At 70.9% G+C, this 20,788-nt stretch carries 21 protein-coding genes; 13 read left to right on the forward strand and 8 right to left on the reverse strand.

The features are described from left to right. Positions 1-43: 43 nt before the first annotated feature. The 4 genes from LNW72_RS37195 (at position 44) to LNW72_RS37210 (ending at position 5,907) form a co-directional block, all read left to right on the forward strand. Complete coding sequence (locus tag LNW72_RS37195) at positions 44-2,464, forward strand: glycoside hydrolase N-terminal domain-containing protein (RefSeq protein WP_250979434.1); 2,421 nt, start codon at positions 44-46, stop codon at positions 2,462-2,464. Beyond that, the gene (locus LNW72_RS37200) at positions 2,461-3,693 is read left to right on the forward strand and encodes an SGNH/GDSL hydrolase family protein (protein ID WP_374117380.1); all 1,233 of its coding nucleotides are present in this window, start codon (positions 2,461-2,463) and stop codon (positions 3,691-3,693) included. The genes LNW72_RS37195 and LNW72_RS37200 overlap by 4 nt, the downstream gene beginning before the upstream one ends. A 198-nt stretch (positions 3,694-3,891) precedes the next feature. Continuing rightward, entirely contained in the window at positions 3,892-5,472 is a 1,581-nt protein-coding gene (locus LNW72_RS37205) for an LCP family protein (RefSeq protein WP_250979435.1), read from the forward strand. Positions 5,473-5,619: 147 nt separating this feature from the next. Further along, positions 5,620-5,907 (forward strand): DUF6343 family protein, encoded by a 288-nt coding sequence (locus LNW72_RS37210; protein WP_250979436.1) that lies wholly within the window; start codon positions 5,620-5,622, stop codon positions 5,905-5,907. 14 nt (positions 5,908-5,921) lie between these two features. Here LNW72_RS37210 and LNW72_RS37215 read toward each other — a convergent pair whose 3' ends face one another. Continuing rightward, the gene (locus tag LNW72_RS37215) at positions 5,922-6,578 is read right to left on the reverse strand and encodes a TetR/AcrR family transcriptional regulator (RefSeq protein WP_250979437.1); all 657 of its coding nucleotides are present in this window, start codon (positions 6,576-6,578) and stop codon (positions 5,922-5,924) included. A gap of 64 nt (positions 6,579-6,642) precedes the next feature. Between LNW72_RS37215 and LNW72_RS37220 the strand changes: the two genes are divergently transcribed. Further along, positions 6,643-7,116, forward strand: a complete 474-nt coding sequence (locus tag LNW72_RS37220) for a VOC family protein (protein ID WP_250979438.1) — start codon at positions 6,643-6,645, stop codon at positions 7,114-7,116. Positions 7,117-7,139: 23 nt separating this feature from the next. Here the strand turns inward: LNW72_RS37220 and LNW72_RS37225 are convergent, their stop codons facing one another. Together LNW72_RS37225 and LNW72_RS37230 are read right to left on the reverse strand one after the other, a co-directional pair. Then, complete coding sequence (locus LNW72_RS37225) at positions 7,140-7,646, reverse strand: DinB family protein (RefSeq protein WP_250979439.1); 507 nt, start codon at positions 7,644-7,646, stop codon at positions 7,140-7,142. An 81-nt stretch (positions 7,647-7,727) separates the two neighbouring features. Then, entirely contained in the window at positions 7,728-8,195 is a 468-nt protein-coding gene (locus LNW72_RS37230) for an SgcJ/EcaC family oxidoreductase (protein ID WP_250979440.1), read from the reverse strand. A gap of 93 nt (positions 8,196-8,288) precedes the next feature. Between LNW72_RS37230 and LNW72_RS37235 the strand changes: the two genes are divergently transcribed. Both LNW72_RS37235 and LNW72_RS37240 read left to right on the forward strand, forming a co-directional pair. Beyond that, positions 8,289-8,786, forward strand: a complete 498-nt coding sequence (locus LNW72_RS37235; protein WP_250979441.1) for a MarR family transcriptional regulator — start codon at positions 8,289-8,291, stop codon at positions 8,784-8,786. A gap of 80 nt (positions 8,787-8,866) precedes the next feature. Beyond that, positions 8,867-9,943 (forward strand): DUF3800 domain-containing protein, encoded by a 1,077-nt coding sequence (locus tag LNW72_RS37240; RefSeq protein WP_250979442.1) that lies wholly within the window; start codon positions 8,867-8,869, stop codon positions 9,941-9,943. Positions 9,944-9,994: 51 nt separating this feature from the next. Here LNW72_RS37240 and LNW72_RS37245 read toward each other — a convergent pair whose 3' ends face one another. Continuing rightward, a complete protein-coding gene (locus tag LNW72_RS37245) occupies positions 9,995-10,837 on the reverse strand; it encodes an NAD(P)H-binding protein (RefSeq protein ID WP_250979443.1) in 843 nt (280 codons plus the stop codon). Between the two features lie 390 nt (positions 10,838-11,227). Between LNW72_RS37245 and LNW72_RS37250 the strand changes: the two genes are divergently transcribed. Continuing rightward, positions 11,228-12,403 (forward strand): alanine--tRNA ligase-related protein, encoded by a 1,176-nt coding sequence (locus tag LNW72_RS37250; protein WP_250979444.1) that lies wholly within the window; start codon positions 11,228-11,230, stop codon positions 12,401-12,403. A gap of 39 nt (positions 12,404-12,442) precedes the next feature. Here the strand turns inward: LNW72_RS37250 and LNW72_RS37255 are convergent, their stop codons facing one another. Further along, the gene (locus LNW72_RS37255; RefSeq protein ID WP_250979445.1) at positions 12,443-14,215 is read right to left on the reverse strand and encodes a glycoside hydrolase family 9 protein; all 1,773 of its coding nucleotides are present in this window, start codon (positions 14,213-14,215) and stop codon (positions 12,443-12,445) included. Between the two features lie 142 nt (positions 14,216-14,357). Between LNW72_RS37255 and LNW72_RS37260 the strand changes: the two genes are divergently transcribed. From LNW72_RS37260 to LNW72_RS37270, 3 genes are read left to right on the forward strand one after another with little or no spacing between them, the layout of a single operon-like run. After that, positions 14,358-14,870: a DUF2199 domain-containing protein gene (locus LNW72_RS37260; RefSeq protein ID WP_250979446.1), complete on the forward strand. Its 513-nt coding sequence runs from the start codon at positions 14,358-14,360 to the stop codon at positions 14,868-14,870. Between the two features lie 58 nt (positions 14,871-14,928). Next, positions 14,929-15,504 (forward strand): GNAT family N-acetyltransferase, encoded by a 576-nt coding sequence (locus LNW72_RS37265; RefSeq protein ID WP_250979447.1) that lies wholly within the window; start codon positions 14,929-14,931, stop codon positions 15,502-15,504. Then, positions 15,494-16,450, forward strand: a complete 957-nt coding sequence (locus LNW72_RS37270; RefSeq protein WP_250979448.1) for a DUF3626 domain-containing protein — start codon at positions 15,494-15,496, stop codon at positions 16,448-16,450. Before LNW72_RS37265 ends, LNW72_RS37270 begins: the two co-directional genes overlap by 11 nt. On the opposite strand, the gene LNW72_RS37275 is transcribed toward LNW72_RS37270, so the two are convergent. Then, positions 16,346-16,861, reverse strand: a complete 516-nt coding sequence (locus tag LNW72_RS37275) for a DinB family protein (protein WP_250979449.1) — start codon at positions 16,859-16,861, stop codon at positions 16,346-16,348. The genes LNW72_RS37270 and LNW72_RS37275 overlap by 105 nt on opposite strands. A gap of 90 nt (positions 16,862-16,951) precedes the next feature. Beyond that, positions 16,952-17,647: a TetR/AcrR family transcriptional regulator gene (locus tag LNW72_RS37280; RefSeq protein WP_250979450.1), complete on the reverse strand. Its 696-nt coding sequence runs from the start codon at positions 17,645-17,647 to the stop codon at positions 16,952-16,954. 124 nt (positions 17,648-17,771) lie between these two features. On the opposite strand from LNW72_RS37280, the gene LNW72_RS37285 reads away from it, so the two are divergent. Then, positions 17,772-19,289: a DHA2 family efflux MFS transporter permease subunit gene (locus tag LNW72_RS37285; RefSeq protein WP_250979451.1), complete on the forward strand. Its 1,518-nt coding sequence runs from the start codon at positions 17,772-17,774 to the stop codon at positions 19,287-19,289. Between the two features lie 55 nt (positions 19,290-19,344). Here the strand turns inward: LNW72_RS37285 and LNW72_RS37290 are convergent, their stop codons facing one another. After that, a complete protein-coding gene (locus LNW72_RS37290; RefSeq protein WP_250979452.1) occupies positions 19,345-20,028 on the reverse strand; it encodes a TetR/AcrR family transcriptional regulator in 684 nt (227 codons plus the stop codon). Positions 20,029-20,343: 315 nt separating this feature from the next. On the opposite strand from LNW72_RS37290, the gene LNW72_RS37295 reads away from it, so the two are divergent. Then, positions 20,344-20,742 carry an ATP-binding protein gene (locus LNW72_RS37295; RefSeq protein ID WP_250979453.1) on the forward strand — a complete coding sequence of 133 codons (399 nt, stop codon included), beginning with the start codon at positions 20,344-20,346 and terminating at the stop codon, positions 20,740-20,742. Positions 20,743-20,788: the final 46 nt, after the last annotated feature.

Here is a 20,788-nt window from a genome sequence, read left to right on the forward strand (position 1 = left end):
CCGCACCCCCCACACAACGTCCCGCCACAAAACGGAGTGCACCGTGGACGACCAGAACACCGACTCATCCCCCCGCCGGCCGAGCCGGCGGGACATCCTCTCCCTCGCCGCCGCGGCGGGCGCCTTCACCGCACTCGGCGGCCTGCCCGCCTTCGCGGCCACCACGCCGGCGGTGCGACCGTCCGAGTCCCCCCTGCTTCCCGAGGCGTCGACCACCCGATTCCGGTACCCGGCGCCCGCGTCCGACACCGCGATGATCGAACAGGGGCTGCCCATCGGCAACGGGCGGCTGGGCGCGCTCACCGGCAACGACCCGTCACGCGAGCTGCTGCTCCTCACCGACGCCACCCTGTGGACCGGCGGCCGCAACGCCGTGCTCGACGCGGACGGCCAGTTCCCCTACGCCCGGGAGAACTTCGGTTCCTTCACCCTCCTGGGCCGGCTGACCGTCGACATCCCCGACCACGACCTCTCGGCGGTCTCCGACTACCGCCGTGACCTCGACATCAGCCAGGGGATCGTCTCCTCGTCCTACGTCCGCTCGGGAGTGACGTACGAGCGCCAGATCTTCGCCAGCCACCCGGACGACGCCATCGTCCTGCACTTCTCCCAGCGAGGCGGCGGCCGGTACAGCGGAACGGTCACCCTGGCGGGCACGCACGACGAGACCACGACCGCGGACCGGGCCCGTACGTACGCGTCGTTCGGTGCCGCCTTCCCGGACGGCGGACTGCGCTACGGCGCCGCGGTGACGGCGTACAGCTCCACCGGCACGGTGGCCACCGACGGTGCGCGGATCTCCTTCGCCGGCTGCAAGGACCTCACCGTCGTCGTCAGCGGCGGCACCAACTACGCGCCCGACGCCGCCGCGGGGTACCGCGACCCCGCCCTGGACCCGCAGAAACTGGCCCGGAACAAGGTCCTCACGGCGGCCCGCCACCCGTTCACCTCGCTCCTGCACTCCCATGTCGCCGACCACCGGGCGCTGTTCGACCGCATGGGCATCTCGCTCGGCGAGTCGTCCTCCGTGCAGCGCGGGCTCGACACCTGGGAGCGGATCCGCGCCCGCGCCCGGGACGGCGAGGCCGACCCCGAACTCGAGGCGTCCTATCTGCAGTTCGGACGCTATCTCATGATCGCCGGATCGCGTGACAGTCTGCCGCTCAACCTCCAGGGGCTGTGGCTGGACGGCAACGACCCGGACTGGATGGGTGACTACCACACCGACATCAACATCCAGATGAACTACTGGATGGCCGACCGGGCCGGCCTGTCCAGCAGCTTCGACGCCTACGCCGACTACTGCCTGGCGCAGCTCCCGTCCTGGACCGAGCTGACCCGGACCCTCTTCAACGACCCGCGCAACCGCTACCGCAACTCCAGCGGGAAGATCGCCGGCTGGACCGTCGCCATCTCGACCAACATCCATGGCGGAGGCGGCTGGTGGTGGCACCCGGCGGGCAACGCCTGGCTGTCCAACTCGCTCTTCGAGCACTACGAGTACACCCAGGACGCGGCCTACCTCGCCAGGATCCACCCGCTCCTGAAGGGCGCCTGTGAGTTCTGGGAGGCCCGGCTGCTCACCACGACCGTCACCGACCCGGCCACCGGCAAGGACCGCGAGGTCCTGATCGCCGACAGCGACTGGTCGCCCGAGCACGGCCCGCTCGACGCCAAGGGCATCACCTACGCGCAGGAACTGGTGCGGTCGCTCTTCGAGAACTACCGCACCGCGTGCTCCGTCCTCGGCCGGGACACCGGGCACAGCAAGACCATCGCCTCGCTCCAGGAGCGGCTGTACCTGCCGCAGGTGAGCCCGAAGACGGGCTGGCTGGAGGAGTGGATGTCACCCGACAACCTCGGAGAGACGACCCACCGGCATCTCTCGCCGCTGATCGGGCTCTTCCCCGGCGACCGGATCCGCCCCGACGGCTCCACCCCGAAGGCCGTGGTCGACGGCGCCACCGCGCTGCTCACCGCGCGCGGGATGGAGAGCTTCGGCTGGGCGAACGCCTGGCGCAGCCTGTGCTGGGCCCGGCTGAAGAACGCGGACAAGGCGTACCAACTGGTCGTGAACAACCTGCGGCCCTCCATCGGCGGGACCAACGGCACCGCGATGAACCTGTTCGACATCTACGAGGTGTCGACGGGCCGCGGCATCTTCCAGATCGAGTCCAACTTCGGCACCTCGGCCGCCATGATCGAGATGCTGGTCTACTCCCGCCCCGGCCACGTCGAACTGCTCCCCGCGCTCCCCGAGGCCTGGGCGCGCTCCGGCTCGGTCACCGGCGTCGGGGTACGCGGCGGCTTCGTCATCGACCTGCGCTGGCGGGACGGCAAGGTCACCGAGGCGCGGCTGCGCAGCGTCGGCGGCCGCAGCACAACGGTGTCGTACGGCGGAGTGTCCCGTGCTCTGAGCCTCAAGCCGGGCGGCTCCGTCACACTGCGGGACTTCAGCCGGTGAGCCGCCGTCCGTGGTTCGCGCACGGTGGCCGTACGGCCGGAGTCGTCGGCGCCCTCGTCGTCGCGCTGTGCGCACCGGCCGCCCTGTCCTCGGCCGCGGCAGCTCCTCCGGTGCGCACGTCCGCCCATCAGGTGGTGACCTGGGGGGCGAGCGCCGACCGGATGGGAACGGCGGTCGCCGACCACAGCTACCGGCTCGTCGTCCGCACCAGCGTCGGCGGCGGCAGCCCGCGCATCCGGCTCTCCAACGCCTTCGGCGACCACCCGGTGACGTTCGACAGCGTCTACGCCGGGCAGCAGAAGGACGGCGCCCAGCTGCTGCCCGGCAGCAACCGCCGCATCACCTTCGGCGGCGGGCAGGCCGTCACGGTAGCGCCGGGCGCCACCGTGTACAGCGATCCGCTGTCCGGATCGCTGGCGGCGCAGAGCGATCTCGTCGTCAGCCTCCATGTGGTGACGGCCGAGGGTCCGGCGACCGGCCACGGCATGGCCATGCAGACGTCCTACGCGGCGGGCGGCGACCACGCCGGCGAGGAGAGCGCGGGCAGTTGGAACGAGCGGATCGGATCCTGGTTCTACCTCGACGCGGTCAGCGTGGAGACCGCGGCGGGCACCGGCGCCGTGGTCACGCTCGGCGACTCGATCACCGACGGCTGGCAGTCGAGCACCGACACCGACCGCCGGTGGCCCGACTACCTCTCCCGGCGGCTGCAGGGCGCGTCCGGCATCGGCATCAAGGGCGTCGCCAACGAGGGGATCTCCGGCAACAAGGTGCTGGCCGACGGCGCCGGGCAGAGCGCCCTCAACCGGCTGCAGCGCGATGTGCTCTCCCAGCCCGGGATCCGCACGGTGTTCCTCTTCGAGGGCATCAACGACATCAAGGCGCACAGCGGCGTCACGGTCGACGACATGATCGCCGGCTACCGGCAGATCATCGACCGGGCCCACGCGGCGGGCGTCTGCGTCGTCGGCGGGACCGTGCTGCCCTTCAAGGGGTGGTCCGAATTCGATCCCGCCGGCGAGGCCGTACGCCAGGGCGTCAACTCCTTCATCAGGAACGGCGGCGCACTGGACGCCGTCACCGACTTCGACAAACTGCTGCGCAGCCCGTACGACCAGGAGCGGCTGCTTCCGGTCTTCGACGGCGGCGATCATCTGCACCCCAACGACAAGGGCATGCAGGCGATGGCCGACTCGGTCGACCTGACGGGCCTGCGGTGCACCCGCTGAACTCCGCCGGGCCGGCGCCGTCCTGAGCCGGTGCCGAACTCGGAATCCGACGCTCCGACGCCGGGCCCGACCGGGCCCGGCGTCAGCCGTATGTCACTGTTCGGAACTGTTCGAGAGATCTAACATTTTCCTCATAACTGTCTGCGACGCTCATCCCTGTGCGACTCAGGATCCGCACACCAGGGGAGAGGGACGCAGATGTCAGGCGCGCGGGACGAGACGCACGAACACGACGGGGCCGCACCCGAGGAGATACCCGAGGCCACGGTCGACGGCCCGCCCGCCGCGGCAGCGCGCGGAACCCGCCGCCGGACCAAGAAGATCGTCGCCTGGACGGCGGTCGGCACCCTGGTGCTGCTGGTCGTCTCGGGCGGCGCGATCTACTACCGCCTCAACAGCAACATCAAGAGTTTCCCCGCCGAGGCGATGAGCGCCGAGCGCCCGCCCGCCGCCGTACCCGACGCCACCGGGAACACCCCGGTCAACGTCCTGCTCATCGGCTCCGACTCACGCGGTGGCGCCAACAGCGGCCTCGGCGGCGGAGAGAGCGGCACCGCCCGCTCGGACACCACGATCCTGCTGCACGTCTACGCCGACCACAAGCACGCGATCGGCGTCTCCATCCCCCGCGACACCCTGGTCACCATCCCCGCCTGCCGGCTGCCGGATGGGAGCTGGACCAGCGAGCGGACCCACACCATGTTCAACGAGGCGTTCTCGGTGGGGGAGACCGACGCGGGCAACCCGGCCTGCACACAGAACACGGTCGAGAAGCTCACCGGCCTGCGGGTGGACCACACCATCGTGGCGAACTTCGAGGGCTTCGCGGCGATGACGAAGGCCGTCCACGGGGTGGAGGTCTGTCTGCCGAACGACATCTACCAAGGTGACGTCAACCCGAACCTGGGCGCCAGGGGCAATCTGCTCCTCAGCAAGGGCAAGCAGAACGTCCAGGGCCAGCAGGCGCTGGACTACGTGCGGTTGCGGCACGGCATCGGCGACGGCTCCGACATCGGCCGGATGCTGCGCCAGCAGGCCTTCCTCGGCTCGCTGGTGTCCAAGATCAAGGGGCAGGGCATCAACCCCACCACGCTGCTGCCGCTCGCGGACGCCGCGACCAGGTCGTTGATCGTCGACCCCGGACTCGCCTCGGTCGCGAAGCTGCTGGAGTTCGGCTCGTCGCTGAAGAACATCGACCTGCACGACCTCAAGTTCCTGACCACCCCCTGGCGTTTCAGCGGTGAGCGCGTCGAGCTGGTCCACCCCGCCGTCGACACCCTGTGGGCCACCCTCAAGGCCGACCGGACCATCGACGGGCAGAACGCGGCAGGGTCGCCGACCACGCCTCCCGCGGCGTCGGCACCGTCCGCTCCGGCATCGCCGTCCGGGACCCAGGGCGCGGGCGTCAAGCTCGTCGTGCTCGACGGCACCGCGACCACCGGTCTCGCCGGCAAGGCGGCGAGCACCCTGGAGAAGGCCGGCTTCAGCGTCAGCGGCACGGTCACCGCCACCTCCCAGGAGTACGACACGACGGTCGTCGAGTACGGGGCCGGCGGGCGCGCGGACGCGCGGAAGGTCGCCGCCCTCTTCCCCGGCGCCACCCTGTCACCGGTCTCCACCGCCGGGATCAGGCTGGTCCTCGGCAAGAACTACACCCTCGGCCAGGACACCGCGGAGCCGACCGGAACGCCCACCGCGCTCCCCTCCACCGTCGTGGCCGACGCCCGCTCCGCGGACCAGGACACCTGCGCCAACACGGTCTTCGGTTCCGACGGCTGACGGCCCGCGGGGTCTCGGCCACGCGGGCCTGACGGAGTCCGGCGGCTGGTCTGACGGTCCTGCAGGGCGAACGGTGCGATCCCGTCCGCACCCCCGCCCCGCTCAGCGCTCCGAAGGTGGATGCTGGAGGGGAGGAGATGCGTCGCCATGCGTACCGGGAGTGAACCGCTGACCGCGCGCAGTGCCCTGCGCCTGCGGCTGGGGCTGGCCGCGTTCGGACTGGCCTGGGCGGTGGTGGGCGCGGTGGGGTTCGCGGTGGCGGGTCACACGGCGTGGGCGGTCACGTTCGTGGTGGTGGGAGTGGTGGCCGTCGCGGACATGCTCGTGGTGGGCCGGCACATCCACCAGGGGGCGCACTACCAGCCGGGCCGGGACGTCCCGCCGTACCGGCCGGACCGAGGCGGCGACACCCACCTGCGGCACCACGGCCCCTAGCGGCACCATGGCCCCTAGCGTGGCCCGCCCAGCAGCTCCTCGGTCATGACCCGCTGCACCCAGGTGCGGTACTGCTGCGGCGTCCAGCCCCGGTGCCTGCGCAGGAGCTGGTGCATGTGCGGTGAGGCCAGGGCGTAGCAGATGTCGGCCGCGGTGACGGCGTCGAGGCCGGGCCGCAAGGCGCCGCGCTCGTGGAGCGCGGTGGTGAGCAGCAGATGCACCCGGTGGGTGGCCTGCGCCCCGTCGTCCGCCGCGGCGCGCATGTCCGGGTCGGCCCCCGCCGCCTCGACGCTGACCATGATCAGGTCACCGGCCCGTTCCAGCAGCTCGGCGATCTGGCGGACGGAACGGCCGATCGCCACCCCGGGGTCGGGTTCCGCGCGGATCGCCAGTGTCTCGGGCCGTTCGGGAATGCTCACCGGTTCCTCGTCGCCGGCGATCGCGATCCCCAGCGTGTGCCCGAACAGGGCCGCCTTCGTGGGGAAGGCGTCGTAGAGGGTGCGTTCGCCGACCCCGGCCAGCACCGCCACCTGCTTCATCCGGGTGGCGACGTATCCCTGCCCGGCGAAGAGCGTGGCGGCCGCCTCGCGGATACGGGCACGGGTGCCGGCGGCCGCCGCGGCGCGTTTCGCCGAGCGGTACTGCCGGTTGTGCTTGACGGAGTCGGCCATGGGGAGCAGTCTAGAACTTATTAGCCGCAGTGAAGGTGCGGTGAAATGTAGGAGGGCCGAGGCCATGCCGGAACTCGCCGGAATCCATCATGTGAAGCTCCCCGTGACGGACCTTCCCCGCTCGCTGCGCTGGTACGAGAAGGTCTTCGGTTTCAGGACGACCATCGAGTTCGCCGACGCCGACGGAGTCGTCCGCGGGGTGGGAGGGGAGATGGCCGGACTGGGGGACACGATGATCACCTTCCGGGAGAACGCGGAGGCGGCGAAGGGCTGCCAGGGGTTCGACCCGGTCAGCTTCGCCGTCCGGGGCCTGGCCGACATCGAGGCATGGGCCGCCCATCTCGACGGGCTGGACATCCCGCACTCGCCCGTCATCGAGGCGTCCATCGGCTGGCTCCTGGTCTTCGACGACCCGGACGGCCTGGCCCTGCACCTCTACTCCTGGGACGCGCACGGCAAGGATCATGCGGACCTCCCCGGATACGGCCGCCCCGTCGCCGCCACGGGTCAGGCGGCGGATGAGCCGGGAGCGGTCTGAGCCCACCCGCAGGGCACCTCGGTTCACTCTCCGGTGGTGCCGTCGATGCACTCCCGGAGCAGATCGGCCTGACCGTTGTGCCGCGCGTACTCCTCGATCATGTGAGTGAGGATGTAGCGCAGCGAGTACACCTCGTCGCCGTAGTGCCCCGTGTCGTCCATGGATCCGGCCGCGTCCACGATCGCGCGGGACCGGGCGCACTCCTCGTGCCAGGCCCGGAACGCCTCGTCGGGATCGGCCGAGCCGACGTCCCATTCGCTGAACGGGCCGGGCTCCGGACGGGGCCAGTAGGGCTGGACGTTCTCGTCGTTCAGTATTTTCCGGAACCAGCCCCGCTCGACCTCGACCAGATGCCGGACCAGTCCGAGCAGCGACAGCTCCGAGGGCGGAACCGCCTTCTTCCGCAGCTGCCCGGTGGTCAGTCCGGTGCACTTCATCTCCAGCGTCTCGCGCTGGTACTGCAGGAACGCCGTCAGGCTCGCGCGCTCGTCCGCGGTCCACGGCGGCTCGGTTCTCTCGTGATCTTGCATCGGGTCATCATGCCAACCGGGACGGCTGCCCGCCGGGATCAAACCGGCGGGTTCTCGGGGTCACGGCACTCACGCGTTCGGCTACTGGTGCGCGAGTGGCCGGGTGGCGGGGGCGAAGGTGAACGACACCGCTTCCATGACCGTGTGCCGCTTGGTGTTGTGGAAGGCGGCCACCCGCCACTGCCCGTCGGCATCGCGGACCACCGTGGACGTCTGCACCTTCCGGAGCTTTCTGGGCGGCTTGTTGCCCTTGTGGACGTCGCCCCGGGACAGCACCACCGCGGTGTCGGCACCGATGAAGCGGATGTCGGTGGTCTGGCCGGCCAGCTGTGTGCCCTTGAGGAACGTGGCCAGCAGGGCGCGGTGTGCCTCCACGATGTCGGTCCGCCCCTGGTAGAGCGTGCCGACGTAGGTCGTGTAGGTGGCGTCGGCTGTGAAGTGCTCGCCGTAGGCGTCGGCGTCTCCGCGGCCCCAGGCGGTGTTCATGCCCTCGAACAGTGCGGTGATGTCGAGCAGGTCGGCGGTGCGGTCGATGCTGTTGGCGTCCATCTCGGGCCTCCTGATTGGCTACACTGTCAAAGAATCTGCACGACTGAAGTATCTGCATGCGTGCAGATATAATTGAAGGGGAGGCTGCCCGGGATGTCAACCGTTCGCCGGGAGGACGCTCATCGGATCTACCGCCGTTACGTGGACGCGGTGGTGCTCAACGGGCAGGCGAGCGCCGAGGCCGCCGGGCTGCACACCACGGACCTGCGTGCCCTGAGCGTTCTCGACCTGGCCGGCAGCCTCACCTCCGGCGAACTCGCCGAGCGCACCGGACTGACCACGGGCGCGACCACCCGGCTGATCGACCGTCTGGAGCGCCGGGGTCTGGTGCGCCGGGCGGTGCACCCGGCCGACCGGCGCAAGGTCATCATCGAGCCGGTGGCCGGAGCCACCGGTGGGGTGGACGTCGAAGCGGTGGCCGGGCCCGCCCGCCGCCGGGTCGGAGCGGTTCTCGCCTCCTACACCCCGGAGCAACTCGAGGTCCTCTACGACTACTTCGAGCAGGCGGCGGCGGCGTACCACGAGGCCACCGAGGAGCTGCGCGGCGCCGCCCGCCCGGCCGCCGTCACTCCGGACGGTGCTCCGGAGTGACGGCAGCCGGATAATTCGTGGTGGATCCCGGGCTGATCACCGATGATGGCTGGCATGTCCATCCGTGGGAGGACCAGGCAGTGACAGGCGAGCGGGAGGAATCCCTCGAGGCGGCGCCGGCCGGCCGGCTCGTCGAGATCGCCTGCGACGAGTCGGGTTCCGACGGTGAGAATCTCCTGGGCGGCAACACGGATGTGTTCGCCCATGCCAGCGTGCGATTGGACGTCGAGGTCGCCGCGGACAGCATCCAGGAGATACGGAACAGAATTCGCTCTCCCGCGCAGGAGTACAAGGCGAACCATCTGCTCCGCGAGAAACACCGGCCGGTTCTCACCTGGCTGCTCGGGCCACTGGGACCGATCCAAGGCAACGCGCACGTCCATCTGACCGACAAGGCGTTCTTCGTCGTCGGCCGGGCGGTGGACCTGCTCGTCGGCAATGCCACGCACGCGGCCAGCGCGGGTCTGAGCCGGGACGAGGAAGCCCATGCGCTGGCCGTCGCCCTGTACCGCGAGGGCCCCCGGTCCTTCGGGCCGGACCTGTGGCGGGAGTTCCTGGAGTCGTCCAACAATCTGATGCGCACCAAGAACCTCTGGGGCACCCGGACCCCGGTCGACTCGTTCTTCCGCACCATCGACAACCTGCGCGGGGCCGGCGCTGCCGAGCCGGTCGACGCCATCATGGAACAGCTCGCGGCGGCCCGATCGCCCGCGGACTCCTTCCGCGCCCGGCTCCTCGACGACCCGACGGTGATCCCCGCGCTGGACCCGCTGATCCCCTCGATCGTCCGGACCGTGGCGCACTGGAGCGACGGCACCAGGCCTGTCTCCATCGTTCACGACAGAAACAACACGCTGACGGACGAGCGGATCGCGCAGCTGAAGGCGATCTTCAGCAAGCCCCACCCCGCTGACCCCGGGTACGGGCCGCGCGGCCGGCTGACGAGCGTGACGCTCGTCAGCTCCCGTTCGGACGCCCGCATTCAACTCGCCGACTTCCTCGCCGGTGTGGCGCGGAAGATCGCGTCGGACGAACTGAATCAGCGGGGCGATGCGGAGCTCACCGCGCTGCTGCGACCGTATGTCGATGAGTCGTCATTCTGGGGAGACGGCAGAAGCTGGTCCCTGCTGAGTCCCGTGCCGAGTGCCCGGCTGTAGGCGCGCCGATGTGCCCCGGGACCCCGGTCCTGGGGCACACCTGTCGGGTCGTCAGGCCATGGCGGAGAAGGCGGCGGCGTTCGCCTCGGCCCACTGGGCGTAGGTCAGGGCGGGGCGGCCCAGAATGCGCTCCACCTCACCGGTCACCAGGGCGGGACGCCCGACCGTGTCCGCGAGGAAACTCAGCAGTGAGTCGATCATCTCCTCCTGGACCCAGGAGTTGTGGGCGAGCATCGCCGCCTTCGCGGCCTCCGGGCTGATCTCCTGGTACCGCAGCGGCCGGTCCAGTACCGCACCGAGGATCTCCACCTGTTCCGCGAGGGTCAGCTCCTGCGGACCGGTCAACGACGGGGCCAGCCCCAGCAGTTCATCCCCCAGCAGGGCCCGGACGGCGACCGCGGCGAGATCCGCCTCATGGATCGGCGCGGTGCAGGCACCGGCGTAAGGCCCGTGCACGACATCGCCGGCCTGAAGCTGCGCCTTCCACTGCAGGGCGTTCGATGCGAAGGCGCCGGGACGCAGATGCGTCCACTGTTCGAAGTCCGCCTCCACGGCCTCCTCCAGGTCCCGGTGGATCGCGGCGGTGCTGCCCTCGGCCGCGGCTTCGCCGTCGGTCGCCACCAGCAACGAGGAGAGGGTGACGACCCGGCGCACGCCGGCCGCCTTCGCGGCACCCAGCAGGGCCGGGGTGCTGCCGGGTGCCCCGGCGATGTTCAGCACCAGCGCGCTCACGCCCGCGAAGTCGGGCGCGGCGCTGTCGCACGGCTCGACTCCGGCCGGCAGCTCCGCGTGCTCGGGCGTCCGGGTCAGGGCCCGCACCTTCCGTCCCTGCGCGGCCAGTTCCGTGACGAGCGGGCGGCCGAAGTTCCCGGTGGCACCGGTGACCATGATCATGATGTGTCGTCCTCTGGTGAGTCGGTGGGGGAAGCTGTTTCCCTGTCCCTCCCGAGAGCCCCCGGCGGCCCGGAGTGTGACAGCGAACCGCCGCGTGGTGGCCCACATCACCGAGCCCGTTCCTCCCGCGCACCAACCGAGCTCAGGGGCCCGCGCCGCCGGAAATGCCGGGCACCTCGGCGGGCACCCCTGTTACCGTTGACGTATGGAGATCACCAGGCACAGCACCACCGCGACCGCGCGAGCTACCAGCTCGTCGGTTGCCGCCGCCTGACCCCACTCCTCACCCCCGGCGACCGGAAACGGCCGCCGGTGCGCTGTACGACTCCTGTTTCGCAGTCCGTGCCCACGGTTCCTTTCCGGTCCCCACGACCCGAAGGAACCGCCGCCATGAACACCGACCGGACCGTCAGCACGTTCATCGACTTCTTCCGCGACCGCGGACACCAGCGCATCACCGGCGACTCGCTGCTCCGGCCACCCGGAGACCCGGTGCTGTTCACCACCTCCGGGATGCACCCCCTCACCCCGTACCTGCTCGGCCGCCCGCACCCGCTCGGTCAGCGTCTGGTCGGTCTCCAACGCTGTCTGCGCACGACCGACCTGGACGAGGTCGGCGACCGTACGCACCTCACCGTCTTCGAGATGCTGGGTTCGTGGTCGCTCGGGGACTACGGCGGCCCGCCGAGCCTGCGCTGGGGGTACGAACTGCTGCGCGACGGCTTCGGCATCCAGCCCGGCCGGCTGCATGTCACCGTCTTCGGCGGTGACGACCAGATCGGCCCCGACACCGAATCCCTCCGTACCTGGAACGACCTGGGGGTGCCGGTGGAGCTGACACGCGAGGACAACTGGTGGTCCAACGGCCCCACCGGGCCGTGCGGACCCGACTCGGAGATCTTCGTGTGGACCGGCGACACCCCACCGCAGGGCACCCCGAGCAGCGATCCGCGGTGGGTCGAGGTGTGGAACCACGTGAAGATGCGGTACCACCGCCACGACGACGGAAGCCTCCAACCCCTGATCCGGCCCGGTATCGACACCGGCCTGGGCCTGGAACGGCTCCTGACCGTGCTGCAGGGCAAGCCGTCGGTCTACGAGTGCGACATCTTCGGCCCGTGGACGAGCACGATCCCCGGTCTGTGGGACCTGGACGAGTTCTCGCTCCGTGTCGTCTGTGACCACCTGCGGTCCAGCATCGTGGTCATCGGCGACGGCGTCCTCCCGTCGAACACCGGCCGCGGCTACGTCCTGCGCCGGCTGACCCGCCGGGTGCTGACCACCCTGTGGCGGGACGACCCCTCGCGCACGTTGACCGACCTCCCCACAGAGCTCTTCGAGCACACTCTCGACCACTTCCGGCAGCCGGGCGAGGTCGGACCCGTGCGCGAGGTGCTGCTCGACGAGGAACGCCGCTTCTCGAAGCTGCTGGAGCGGGGCCGGCTGGTGCTGTCCCGGCAGGGCTTCGACGGGCCGCTGCGCGAGGAGGACTACAGCTATCTGCACGAGACCCATGGGCTGCCGCGTGAACTGGTCCTGGGGCTCCTCGGATCCGAGGAGCGGTGACCATGGGGCTCGTCATCAGGAGACCGGTCGCCGCGGCGCTCAGCGGGCCGACGCGACGGCGAGCAGGAACCACCCCGTGTGCGGGATCCACTGTTCCGCCCAGCGCCAGACGTCCCCCGGCGGAGCGTCGGGCGGAAGGAAGGCGATGTCCTCCTCGTCGGACCACCCCGAGGTGATGCCGTTGACGATCCCGCCGGGGATGTTGGGGAAGTCCGAGGTGTAGTCGACGTTGTTGCGGCCGCGGCCCTGGACCATCGACGCGTCGAACGGGTTGCGGCCGGTGATCCACGCCAACTGGTCGTCGGCGAACGCGCCGAGCCGGGCGCGGTCGTCCTCGCCGGCGTCGTCGAGGGCGGCGCACGCGGAGGCGGCCGCGGCCAGCGAGGCGATGGTGGCGTTCTCGCCCTGCCACCAGTAGCCCGTCTCGTTGGCATGGGGAAAGAAGAACGCGTCCTTGGCCGACGCGTCGGCGGGCCGCACCCGCTGGCGCGGATAGCCGAACGGGTTGGGGACCGCGTGGGTGCGGCGCACCGTGTCGAGCATGGCTTCCAGGGCCAGCGCCCGGGCCGGACCGGCCTCGGGGGAGCCGGGCAGAACGGTGGCGAACCGGGTCAGCGCGAGCACGGGCAGTCCGGCCTCGGCGGCGTGGAAGAACGGGCGTCCCTCGGCGTCCCCGGTGAACCATCCGGGGCCGTCGGCGGGCCGTACGTAACGGGAGAGGAGCGACCGGACGCGCCGCCGGGCCGCCTCCCGGGCACCGGTCCCCGGGGCCCCGTCCTCCCCGCCCGCGCCCGCCGCCACGAGTTCGGTCGCGGCCAGCAGCGCCGTGTAGTCGTCGACGATCGACTCCGTGCCGTCGTCGAGATACTCCAGGTTGTGGGCTTCGAGGTGGACGAAGCCCTGGACCGCGGCCGACAGGTAGTCGGGGCCGGTGAAGTCCCCGTGGTCGTCCAGGGCCGCGGCGCGCGCCAGGGCCGCGATGGCCAGGCCACCGCCCTGCCGGTAGGCGGCCTGGTAGCGGTCGGTGCGCACGCACTCCGCCAGTGGCGCGGAAACGACGCGCTCGTCGAGCTCCTTGGTGAGCGCGTCGAAGACACCGGTGTAGAAGTACCCCTCGGGCGCCCGGAAGCGGACGAGGAAGTCGGCGCCCCACAGCGCCTCGTCACGCAGCCGGGCGCCGAGGGAGCGGACCAGGGCGGGGTGGTGCTCGGTGATCGCGTCGCGGGCGGCCATCATGGCCCACGCGCACAACGGCATCTGCTGCGGGCTCATCGTGCGCGTGTAGGTGAGGTGGCTGAGGAACTTACTGGTGTCGCCGCTCGCGTCGAGCCAGCCGCCGCGCGCGTCGACCTCCCGGCCGGTGTCATCGCCCCACAGCGCGGCGTGCCGGTCCTTCCGGTCGATCTCGCCGCTGGATCGCATCGCCTTGAAGTACGCCAGCACGTCGGACATCGTTGCGCGCTGCAGCCGGTCTTCCGCGACCTCGAAAGGATCCGAGACGGTCGGGCGGCCGCCGCCGCCGACGACACGGACCGCGTAGCGGCCCGGCTCCAGATCCTCTGGCAGCTCCACGCGCGCGAAGGGGCCGCACCGCCATCCGGGCACCGCCTGGACGGGACCGGCCGTGAGCCGGCGGACGACGGACGCGTCGGCGGTCAGCAGCTCGACCCGTCGCGGAGCGCGGCCGTCGGGCAGGACCGCCACGACGGCCTTCGACGCCCGGAGTCCGTAGCCGAGATGGCCCAGCAGAACGGCCGGCCGTACGGTGCCCGCCCCGTCGTTCACGTCGTTCACGTCGTCCGTCGAGCGCATCCGCGAGCACCGCCCCTTCCACCGCACCGAAGATCTACGGCGAACCTACGCCCCTTCACCGGCGACGGTGCCCAGCGGCTGCCGAGCCGTACCGGCACCCTGCGCGGATCCGGGCCATGGTGGAGCGGATATTGTCTCCGCCATGTCAGTCGATCTCGGATTCCTCTGCTCCACTTGCGGCGAGCACCACGAAGAGCTCCCGATGAGCTACTCCACCATGGCCCCGGACATCTGGGAGCCTGCCTTCACCAACGACCCGGACAGCATCCTGTCGTTGGACCAGTGCGTGATCAGGAATCAGGCCTTCTTCGTGCGGGGGCTGATCGAGATACCCGTGATCGGACGCACGGACGTCTTCGCCTGGGGCGTGTGGATCTCCCTCAGCCGTGAGAGCTTCGCGCGGGCGAGCGAGCTGTGGGAGACGCCGGGCCGGGAGACCGAACGGCCGTACTTCGGCTGGCTGTCGACGGAGCTCAGCCTGTACCCGGAGAGCACGACCGACCTCAAGACGAACGCGCACACGCGCCCCGTCGGCCGGCGACCCAGGGTGGAACTCGAGCCCACGGAGCACCCGTTGGCGGTGGAACAGCGCACCGGCATCACCATGGACCGGGTGCGGCAGATCGCCGAGGCAGTGCTGCATCCACAGCGCTGACGCGCTCAGCACTCGGCTCGCCACCTGACGCGTGGGCACCCCGTGGGATCCTCCTCGCATGCTTCTCGACACGCCCCGGCTCCGCCTGCGCCACTTCCGGCCCGCCGACGCGCCGGCGCTCTCGGCGTACCGCTCGGACCCGGAGGTGGCCCGCTATCAGGGCTGGTCCGCCCCGGTGTCCGTCGACTCGGCAGCCGCGCTCATCGCAAACTTCAGCGACGATCCGACCCGGCCCGGCTGGTTCCAGTACGCGATCGAGCTCAAGGAGGACGGCTGTCTGATCGGCGACGTCGGGGTGAACCTGAACGACAACCGCATGCAGGCCGACCTCGGCTTCACCCTCGCTCGCGACCGGCAGGGCCACGGATATGCGACCGAGGCCGTGAGCGCCGTGCTGAAGGACCGGTTCGCCGGCGGACTGCGCCGGATGTCGGCGGAGTGCGACGCCCGCAACCTGAGTTCGGCGCACCTGCTGGAACGGCTCGGGTTCCAGCTGGAGGGGCGGCGTCCCGCGTTCACCTGGATCAAGGGCGAGTGGACGGACGATCTCCTCTACGGCCTGCTCGCCGACAGCCCGTTCAATCCGGATGCGCCGGCGGCCGGCCTTCGCGCAGACTTCACGGATGAGCGCTGACACCTCCGGATCGCCGCAGGCGAGAGCACTGCGGCACGTCGCTGCCCGGTCCGCGGGCGGACCGCTCGACGCCGGGCTGCGCGTGACGATGAACTTCCACCCCGACCGTTGGACGGGCGGCCTGCCGATCCTGCGGCGACTGGCGCGGGACGGCGTCTACTCCTCGCAGTTCGTGACGGGCACCAGCAACGGCGGTCTGACCGCCCACCCCGGCGGGGACCGGTGGCGCTGGGAGAGCCGGATCTTCGGCGGCGCCTACGATGATGCCGCCGCGCACGAGCGCCCGGTCTACGGTGCGCTCAACTTCCGTCACGAGCACATCGGTGCGGCACCGCGGTTCGGCTCCTCGCACTTCCGGCTGACCGCCGAGGCCGTGGCCCGGTCCACGTTCTGCTATCCGGACAGCTCGACGGAGCCGTCGGACTTCGGCGTCGCCACCCGCTGCGCACTCGTCGAACTGGCCACGGCCGGCGGCCTGGACGCCCTGGACGGCCATGTCGAGGCGCAGATCCACGGGCCGGTCCGGCTCGACCGGGATGTGGAGGCGCTGGTCCTCGATCCCGGCTACCGCGGCACGGACGTGGAGGCCGAGGCCGCGCGGCTTCCGTGCCCCGTCGAGTGGCACGGCGGCTTCCGGCTCACCGTCGAGAACCTGCGGCGGCACCCGGACTTCCGCGGCCAGGAGTACGTCGATCTGGGCGCCGCCATCGCGGTCGGCGGCCGGCTCGATCCCCGCATCATCGGCGACGCGGCACGCACCGGCCGCTACGACGCGCAGGCACTCAAGAAGGTCTGGCACTGCCTGGCGCGCTTCGGCCCGCCGCTCCGGCCGTCACACCGGTCAGTAGTAGCCCTTCTCGCCGTCGACGAGCTCCCGGACGGTGTCCATGTGGCCGGCGTGCCGGGCCGTCTCCTCGATCATGTGGAGGAGCATCCAGCGCAGTGACGCGGCGGCGGCGCCGAAGTCCGGGTGCTTGCCGACCGTGTCCAGCGAAAGGGACGCGATGATCTCGTTGGACACCTCGCAACTGCGCTCGTACTCCTCTAGGAGCTGTGCGAGGGGGGTGCCGTCGACCATCATGTCGGCGTCCTCGGGCCCGTCGTCGAACTGCGGACCCTCGGCCTTCCTGCCGAGCAGCAGGACCTCGAACCAGCAGTGCTCGACCCACCGCATGTGGGAGACGATGCCCGCGATCGTCATGTAGGGAGAGGTCGGGAGGACCGACCGGTGGGCGTCCTCCTCGGACACGCCTTCGCATTTCCAGCGGATGATCGCGCGCTGCATGTCGAGCCAGCCGACCAGCTGGGTGCGTTCGTCGGCGTCGTAGGGAGGGCGGGTACGGGGAGGAGGAGTCATGGGCGTCGACGGTATCCCAGCCCCCGCGCCGGCGCACGGAGTTTTCCGGGCGTGCCGGTGCTCACCGCCGGACGGATCCGGCCGGCCGCGTCAGCCGCCCACCATGCCCGTGATCAGTACGTCGATGCCGTTGGCGAGCCGCTCAGCGGCCGAACCGGAGGTCAACTCGGTGACGCTGGCGGCGAGATGGGGGTAGCGGCCGGGGTCCAGGGCGGCCAGTCGTGCCTCGATGCCGGAGTCGGCGTGGCGGCGGTCCTGCGCCTGCTGCAGGGGGTCCGGCGGTGCGGCGGGGGAGTCGTGGATGCTCGCCTCGTAGGCGACCGCGCCGATGTACATGGCGATGAGGTCGCAGTTCCAGGCGGCCTTCTGCCGGGGCAGGCCGGCGGCCAGCAGCAGCCCGAGGATCCGGTCGAACATCTCCGCCCACGCCGGGCCCGTCGGAATGCGGCCGAGTGAGACCCGGCCGATGCCGGGGTGTTCGTTCAACGCGTGGACGGCCGCGGTGATGGTGCTCGCCAACTGCGCGCGCCAGCGGCCGGCGTCGACCGGCCGCAGCGGGACGGTGGCGATGACGGCGTCGTGCAGCAGGAGGAGCAGATCCTCGCGATGGGCCACGTACACGTAGAGCGAGGCCGGCCCGGTGTCCAGCTCCGCCGCCACACGGCGCATCGTCACGGCGGCCAGGCCCTCCTGGCGGAGCACCCGCAGCCCGGCGGTGACGACCGCCTCGGCGCTCAGCGGGGCTTTGGCCGGGCGGGCTCTGGTGCTGCGGTGCGGGGCGGTCATGGGACCCAGGCTAACACTTGACACGAACGCAGTTCGTTACGAACACTGTTCGCGACGAACGGCGTTCGTCATCATGTTCCGGGCCGGGAGATGGCGGCCCGGCGAACCCGAGGAGGCCCCCGTCGTGGAACTCTCCATGCCGCCGTCCGAACCGCACGCGGCAGCGCAGCCGATCCCGTCACCGATCCCGTCGCCGGATCCGTCACTGGATTCGTCACCGGATCGGCTCCCGGATCCGTCACCGGCTGAGGCGCCGACCCCGCATCCGTACCGCTGGCTGGTGCTCGCGGTGGTGCTGCTCGCCGAGGTGATGGACCTGCTGGACGCGACCATCACCAGCGTCGCGGCCCCCGCCATCGCGGCTGACCTGGGCGGCGGACGGGATGTCACCCAATGGCTCCAGGCCGCCTACACCCTGCCCTTCGCGATCCTGCTGGTAACCGCCGGCCGGCTGGGCGACCGGTTCGGCAGGCGCCGGCTGTTTCTGCTCGGCGCCGCCGGATTCACCCTGGCCTCGGGCCTGTGCGCGCTCGCTCCCGGGCCCGGCTGGCTCATCGCCGCCCGCGTGCTCCAGGGCTCGCTCGGAGCGCTGCTCATCCCGCAGGGGTTCGGCATCCTCAAGGAGGTCTTCCCTGCGGCGGAACTGCCGCAGGCGCTGGGCCTGTTCGGCCCGGTGATGGGCCTGTGCGCGGTCGGCGGCCCGGTCGTCGGCGGAGTGCTCACCCAGGCGGACGCGTTCGGCGCGGGATGGCGGCTGATCTTCCTGGTCAACGTGCCGCTCGGGCTCGCCGCCTGGGCCGGCGCGGCACGCTGGATCCCACGGGACACACCCACCGCCGGACAGCGGCTGGACATACCCGGCATGCTGCTGGTCGGAGCAGCCTCGGCCGCGCTGGTGTACCCACTGGTCCAGGGCCGTGAACTGGGCTGGCCGGCCTGGAGCCTCGTCCTGGCGGCCACCGGACCCGCCGGTTTCTGGCTGTTCACCCGGTACCAGCTCCGCCGGCCGTCACCGCTGGTCCACCCCAGCCTGCTGCGCAACCGTGGCTACACCAGCGGGATCCTGGTCGCCGTGGCGTTCTTCGCCTCGTTCACCGGGCTGATGCTGGTGCTGTCGGTCTTCCTGCAGGGGCCGCTGGGGTTGTCCCCGCAGAACGCGGGCCTGTCCATCGCACCGCTCGCCCTCGGCATCGCCATCACGGCCGGCCCGGCGGGAGCGCTGGCCCAGCGGCGTGGACGGACGGTGATCCAGACGGGCATCGTGCTGACCTCGGTGGGCCTGGCCGTCCTGGGCGGCACCGCTCTGTGGTCGGGACCGGCCGTCGACACCTGGCAGTTGCTGCCCGGCACCTTCGTCGCCGGACTCGGCATGGGAATGGTCATCCCGCCGCTGTTCGACGTGATCCTGGCCGACGTGTCCACGGCCGAGGTCGGCTCCGCCTCCGGCGTCCTCAACGCGGTGCAGCAACTGGCCAACGCCATCGGCGTCGCCCTGCTGGTGACGGCCTACTCCGCCTTCACCGACCATGGCCGGTCACCCACCACCGCACTCGCGGGCACCGCCGCCCTGACCGTCACCCTGCTCGCCGGCGCCCTGCTGCTCTCCTTCCGGCTTCCCGAACGCGCCCGGCCCGGGGCCTGACCCCCGTGCACACGCCGGTGCGGCCCGCACTCACCGGCGGGCCGCACCGAGGCGGTCACCCGGTGTCGACGGCGGCGGCCAGGGAGATGTCGATGTGCCGCAGTGCGGCCACCGTGAACGACGTCGCGAACTCGCCGGCCAGCCGCGGACTGAGCGAGCCGGTGCCGAGAGCGCACCGCGCGCCCTCCACGGCGAGGCCGACGATGAAGGAAGCGCACAAGGTCGCGCTGGCCCCCCATGGCGGCTGCCCGTGCGATGCCGCGAATTCCCTGATCAGGTGGGCGATCCGGTCGGTGGCGGCGGTCATCAGCCGGTGCCGGGCGGCCGGCACGGTGCCCGAGGCCTCCGAGCCGAACAGGAGGCGGAACTCATGGGGGTGCGCGGCGGCATGGTCGAAGAAAGCGAGGGTTCCCGCCCGCACCTGGTGTTCCAGTGAAAGGCCCTCGGCCGCGACGTTGGCAGCGAAGAGCTGCCGGGCAAGGCTCTCGGCGGCCCGTTCGCTGCAGTGCTTGTAGAGGTCTTCCTTGCTTCCGAAATGCGCGTACAGCGTCGGTTTGGTGGAATGGGCGCGCGCGGCGATGGCCTCCATGGTGGCGGCCAGATAGCCTGCCTCCGCGAAGATGGCGCATGCGGCGTCCAGCATGTGCGCTTCTCTGGAATGGGACGCCGCGCGCGGGCGTGGCCGTCCGGTTACGGAGAGGTCTTCAGGTGATGGCGTGGCGCTCCCCGCATCGATCATGAATGGCACTTTACTCCACGGTAAAGTCGACATAGGCTTTACTTCGCGGTAATGCTGCCCTGTGCGGTAAAGCCGTCAAGATCATTCGAGTGCGCACAGGTATCCCGTACTCGGCACGACCCACTCCCCTTTGGGAAGTGGCCCCATCCCGTGTCCCGGCCGTCCTTGAGCGAGGGTGACCCGGGCCAAGTGGAGGCCCCTATGCGCCGACCTCGCCCTTTCACGGGCGCCCCCGCCGAGGCAGATCTGCCGGGGCAGCTGGGTAGCGGGCGGCAGTATGAAGGTCCAGCCCTGCACCGGGACCAGTCCCTGCCGATGGTGCCGAGGCAGGATCTCCTGACCGGCGGCCCCTGGCCGCTGCCGCGTACGCCGACGGCGTGTCGCCAGGCCCGGTCCGCGCTCCGTCAGGTGCTGCGGCAATGGGGGATGGAGCATTTCACCGATACCGCGGAACTCCTCGTCAGCGAACTGGTCACCAATGCGGTGCGTTACGCGCCGGGCCCCATCCATCTGACCGCCCGGGGCGGCCACGCGCTGCGCTGTCACATCGATGACGGCAGCCGGCTGCTTCCCCGGCTGCACAACGCCCGTCCCGACGACGAATTCGGGCGGGGCCTGGCCCTGGTCGACCAACTCGCCAGCGACTGGGGTGTGGACCTCACCGACCGCGGCAAATCCGTCTGGTTCGAGCTCAAGGGCGCGAAGCCCTCCTGAGAAGCCCGCCGGAGAAGCCCTCTTGAAATGAGCGACAGCCGGACGG

It is taken from the genome of Streptomyces sp. RKAG293 (genome assembly GCF_023701745.1).
Taxonomy (GTDB): Bacteria; Actinomycetota; Actinomycetes; order Streptomycetales; family Streptomycetaceae; genus Actinacidiphila.

What these genes read in the sequence shown, in the direction of transcription:
- LNW72_RS37205 (WP_250979435.1), top strand. Translation starts at nt 3,892, where the DNA reads ATGTCAGGCGCGCGGGACGAGACGCACGAACACGACGGGGCCGCACCC.
- LNW72_RS37210 (WP_250979436.1), top strand. Translation starts at nt 5,620, where the DNA reads ATGCGTACCGGGAGTGAACCGCTGACCGCGCGCAGTGCCCTGCGCCTG.
- LNW72_RS37215 (WP_250979437.1), bottom strand. Translation starts at nt 6,578, where the DNA reads ATGGCCGACTCCGTCAAGCACAACCGGCAGTACCGCTCGGCGAAACGC.
- LNW72_RS37220 (WP_250979438.1), top strand. Translation starts at nt 6,643, where the DNA reads ATGCCGGAACTCGCCGGAATCCATCATGTGAAGCTCCCCGTGACGGAC.
- LNW72_RS37225 (WP_250979439.1), bottom strand. Translation starts at nt 7,646, where the DNA reads ATGCAAGATCACGAGAGAACCGAGCCGCCGTGGACCGCGGACGAGCGC.
- LNW72_RS37230 (WP_250979440.1), bottom strand. Translation starts at nt 8,195, where the DNA reads ATGGACGCCAACAGCATCGACCGCACCGCCGACCTGCTCGACATCACC.
- LNW72_RS37235 (WP_250979441.1), top strand. Translation starts at nt 8,289, where the DNA reads ATGTCAACCGTTCGCCGGGAGGACGCTCATCGGATCTACCGCCGTTAC.
- LNW72_RS37245 (WP_250979443.1), bottom strand. Translation starts at nt 10,837, where the DNA reads ATGATCATGGTCACCGGTGCCACCGGGAACTTCGGCCGCCCGCTCGTC.
- LNW72_RS37250 (WP_250979444.1), top strand. Translation starts at nt 11,228, where the DNA reads ATGAACACCGACCGGACCGTCAGCACGTTCATCGACTTCTTCCGCGAC.
- LNW72_RS37255 (WP_250979445.1), bottom strand. Translation starts at nt 14,215, where the DNA reads ATGCGCTCGACGGACGACGTGAACGACGTGAACGACGGGGCGGGCACC.
- LNW72_RS37260 (WP_250979446.1), top strand. Translation starts at nt 14,358, where the DNA reads ATGTCAGTCGATCTCGGATTCCTCTGCTCCACTTGCGGCGAGCACCAC.
- LNW72_RS37265 (WP_250979447.1), top strand. Translation starts at nt 14,929, where the DNA reads ATGCTTCTCGACACGCCCCGGCTCCGCCTGCGCCACTTCCGGCCCGCC.
- LNW72_RS37270 (WP_250979448.1), top strand. Translation starts at nt 15,494, where the DNA reads ATGAGCGCTGACACCTCCGGATCGCCGCAGGCGAGAGCACTGCGGCAC.
- LNW72_RS37275 (WP_250979449.1), bottom strand. Translation starts at nt 16,861, where the DNA reads ATGACTCCTCCTCCCCGTACCCGCCCTCCCTACGACGCCGACGAACGC.
- LNW72_RS37280 (WP_250979450.1), bottom strand. Translation starts at nt 17,647, where the DNA reads ATGACCGCCCCGCACCGCAGCACCAGAGCCCGCCCGGCCAAAGCCCCG.
- LNW72_RS37290 (WP_250979452.1), bottom strand. Translation starts at nt 20,028, where the DNA reads ATGATCGATGCGGGGAGCGCCACGCCATCACCTGAAGACCTCTCCGTA.
- LNW72_RS37295 (WP_250979453.1), top strand. Translation starts at nt 20,344, where the DNA reads ATGGTGCCGAGGCAGGATCTCCTGACCGGCGGCCCCTGGCCGCTGCCG.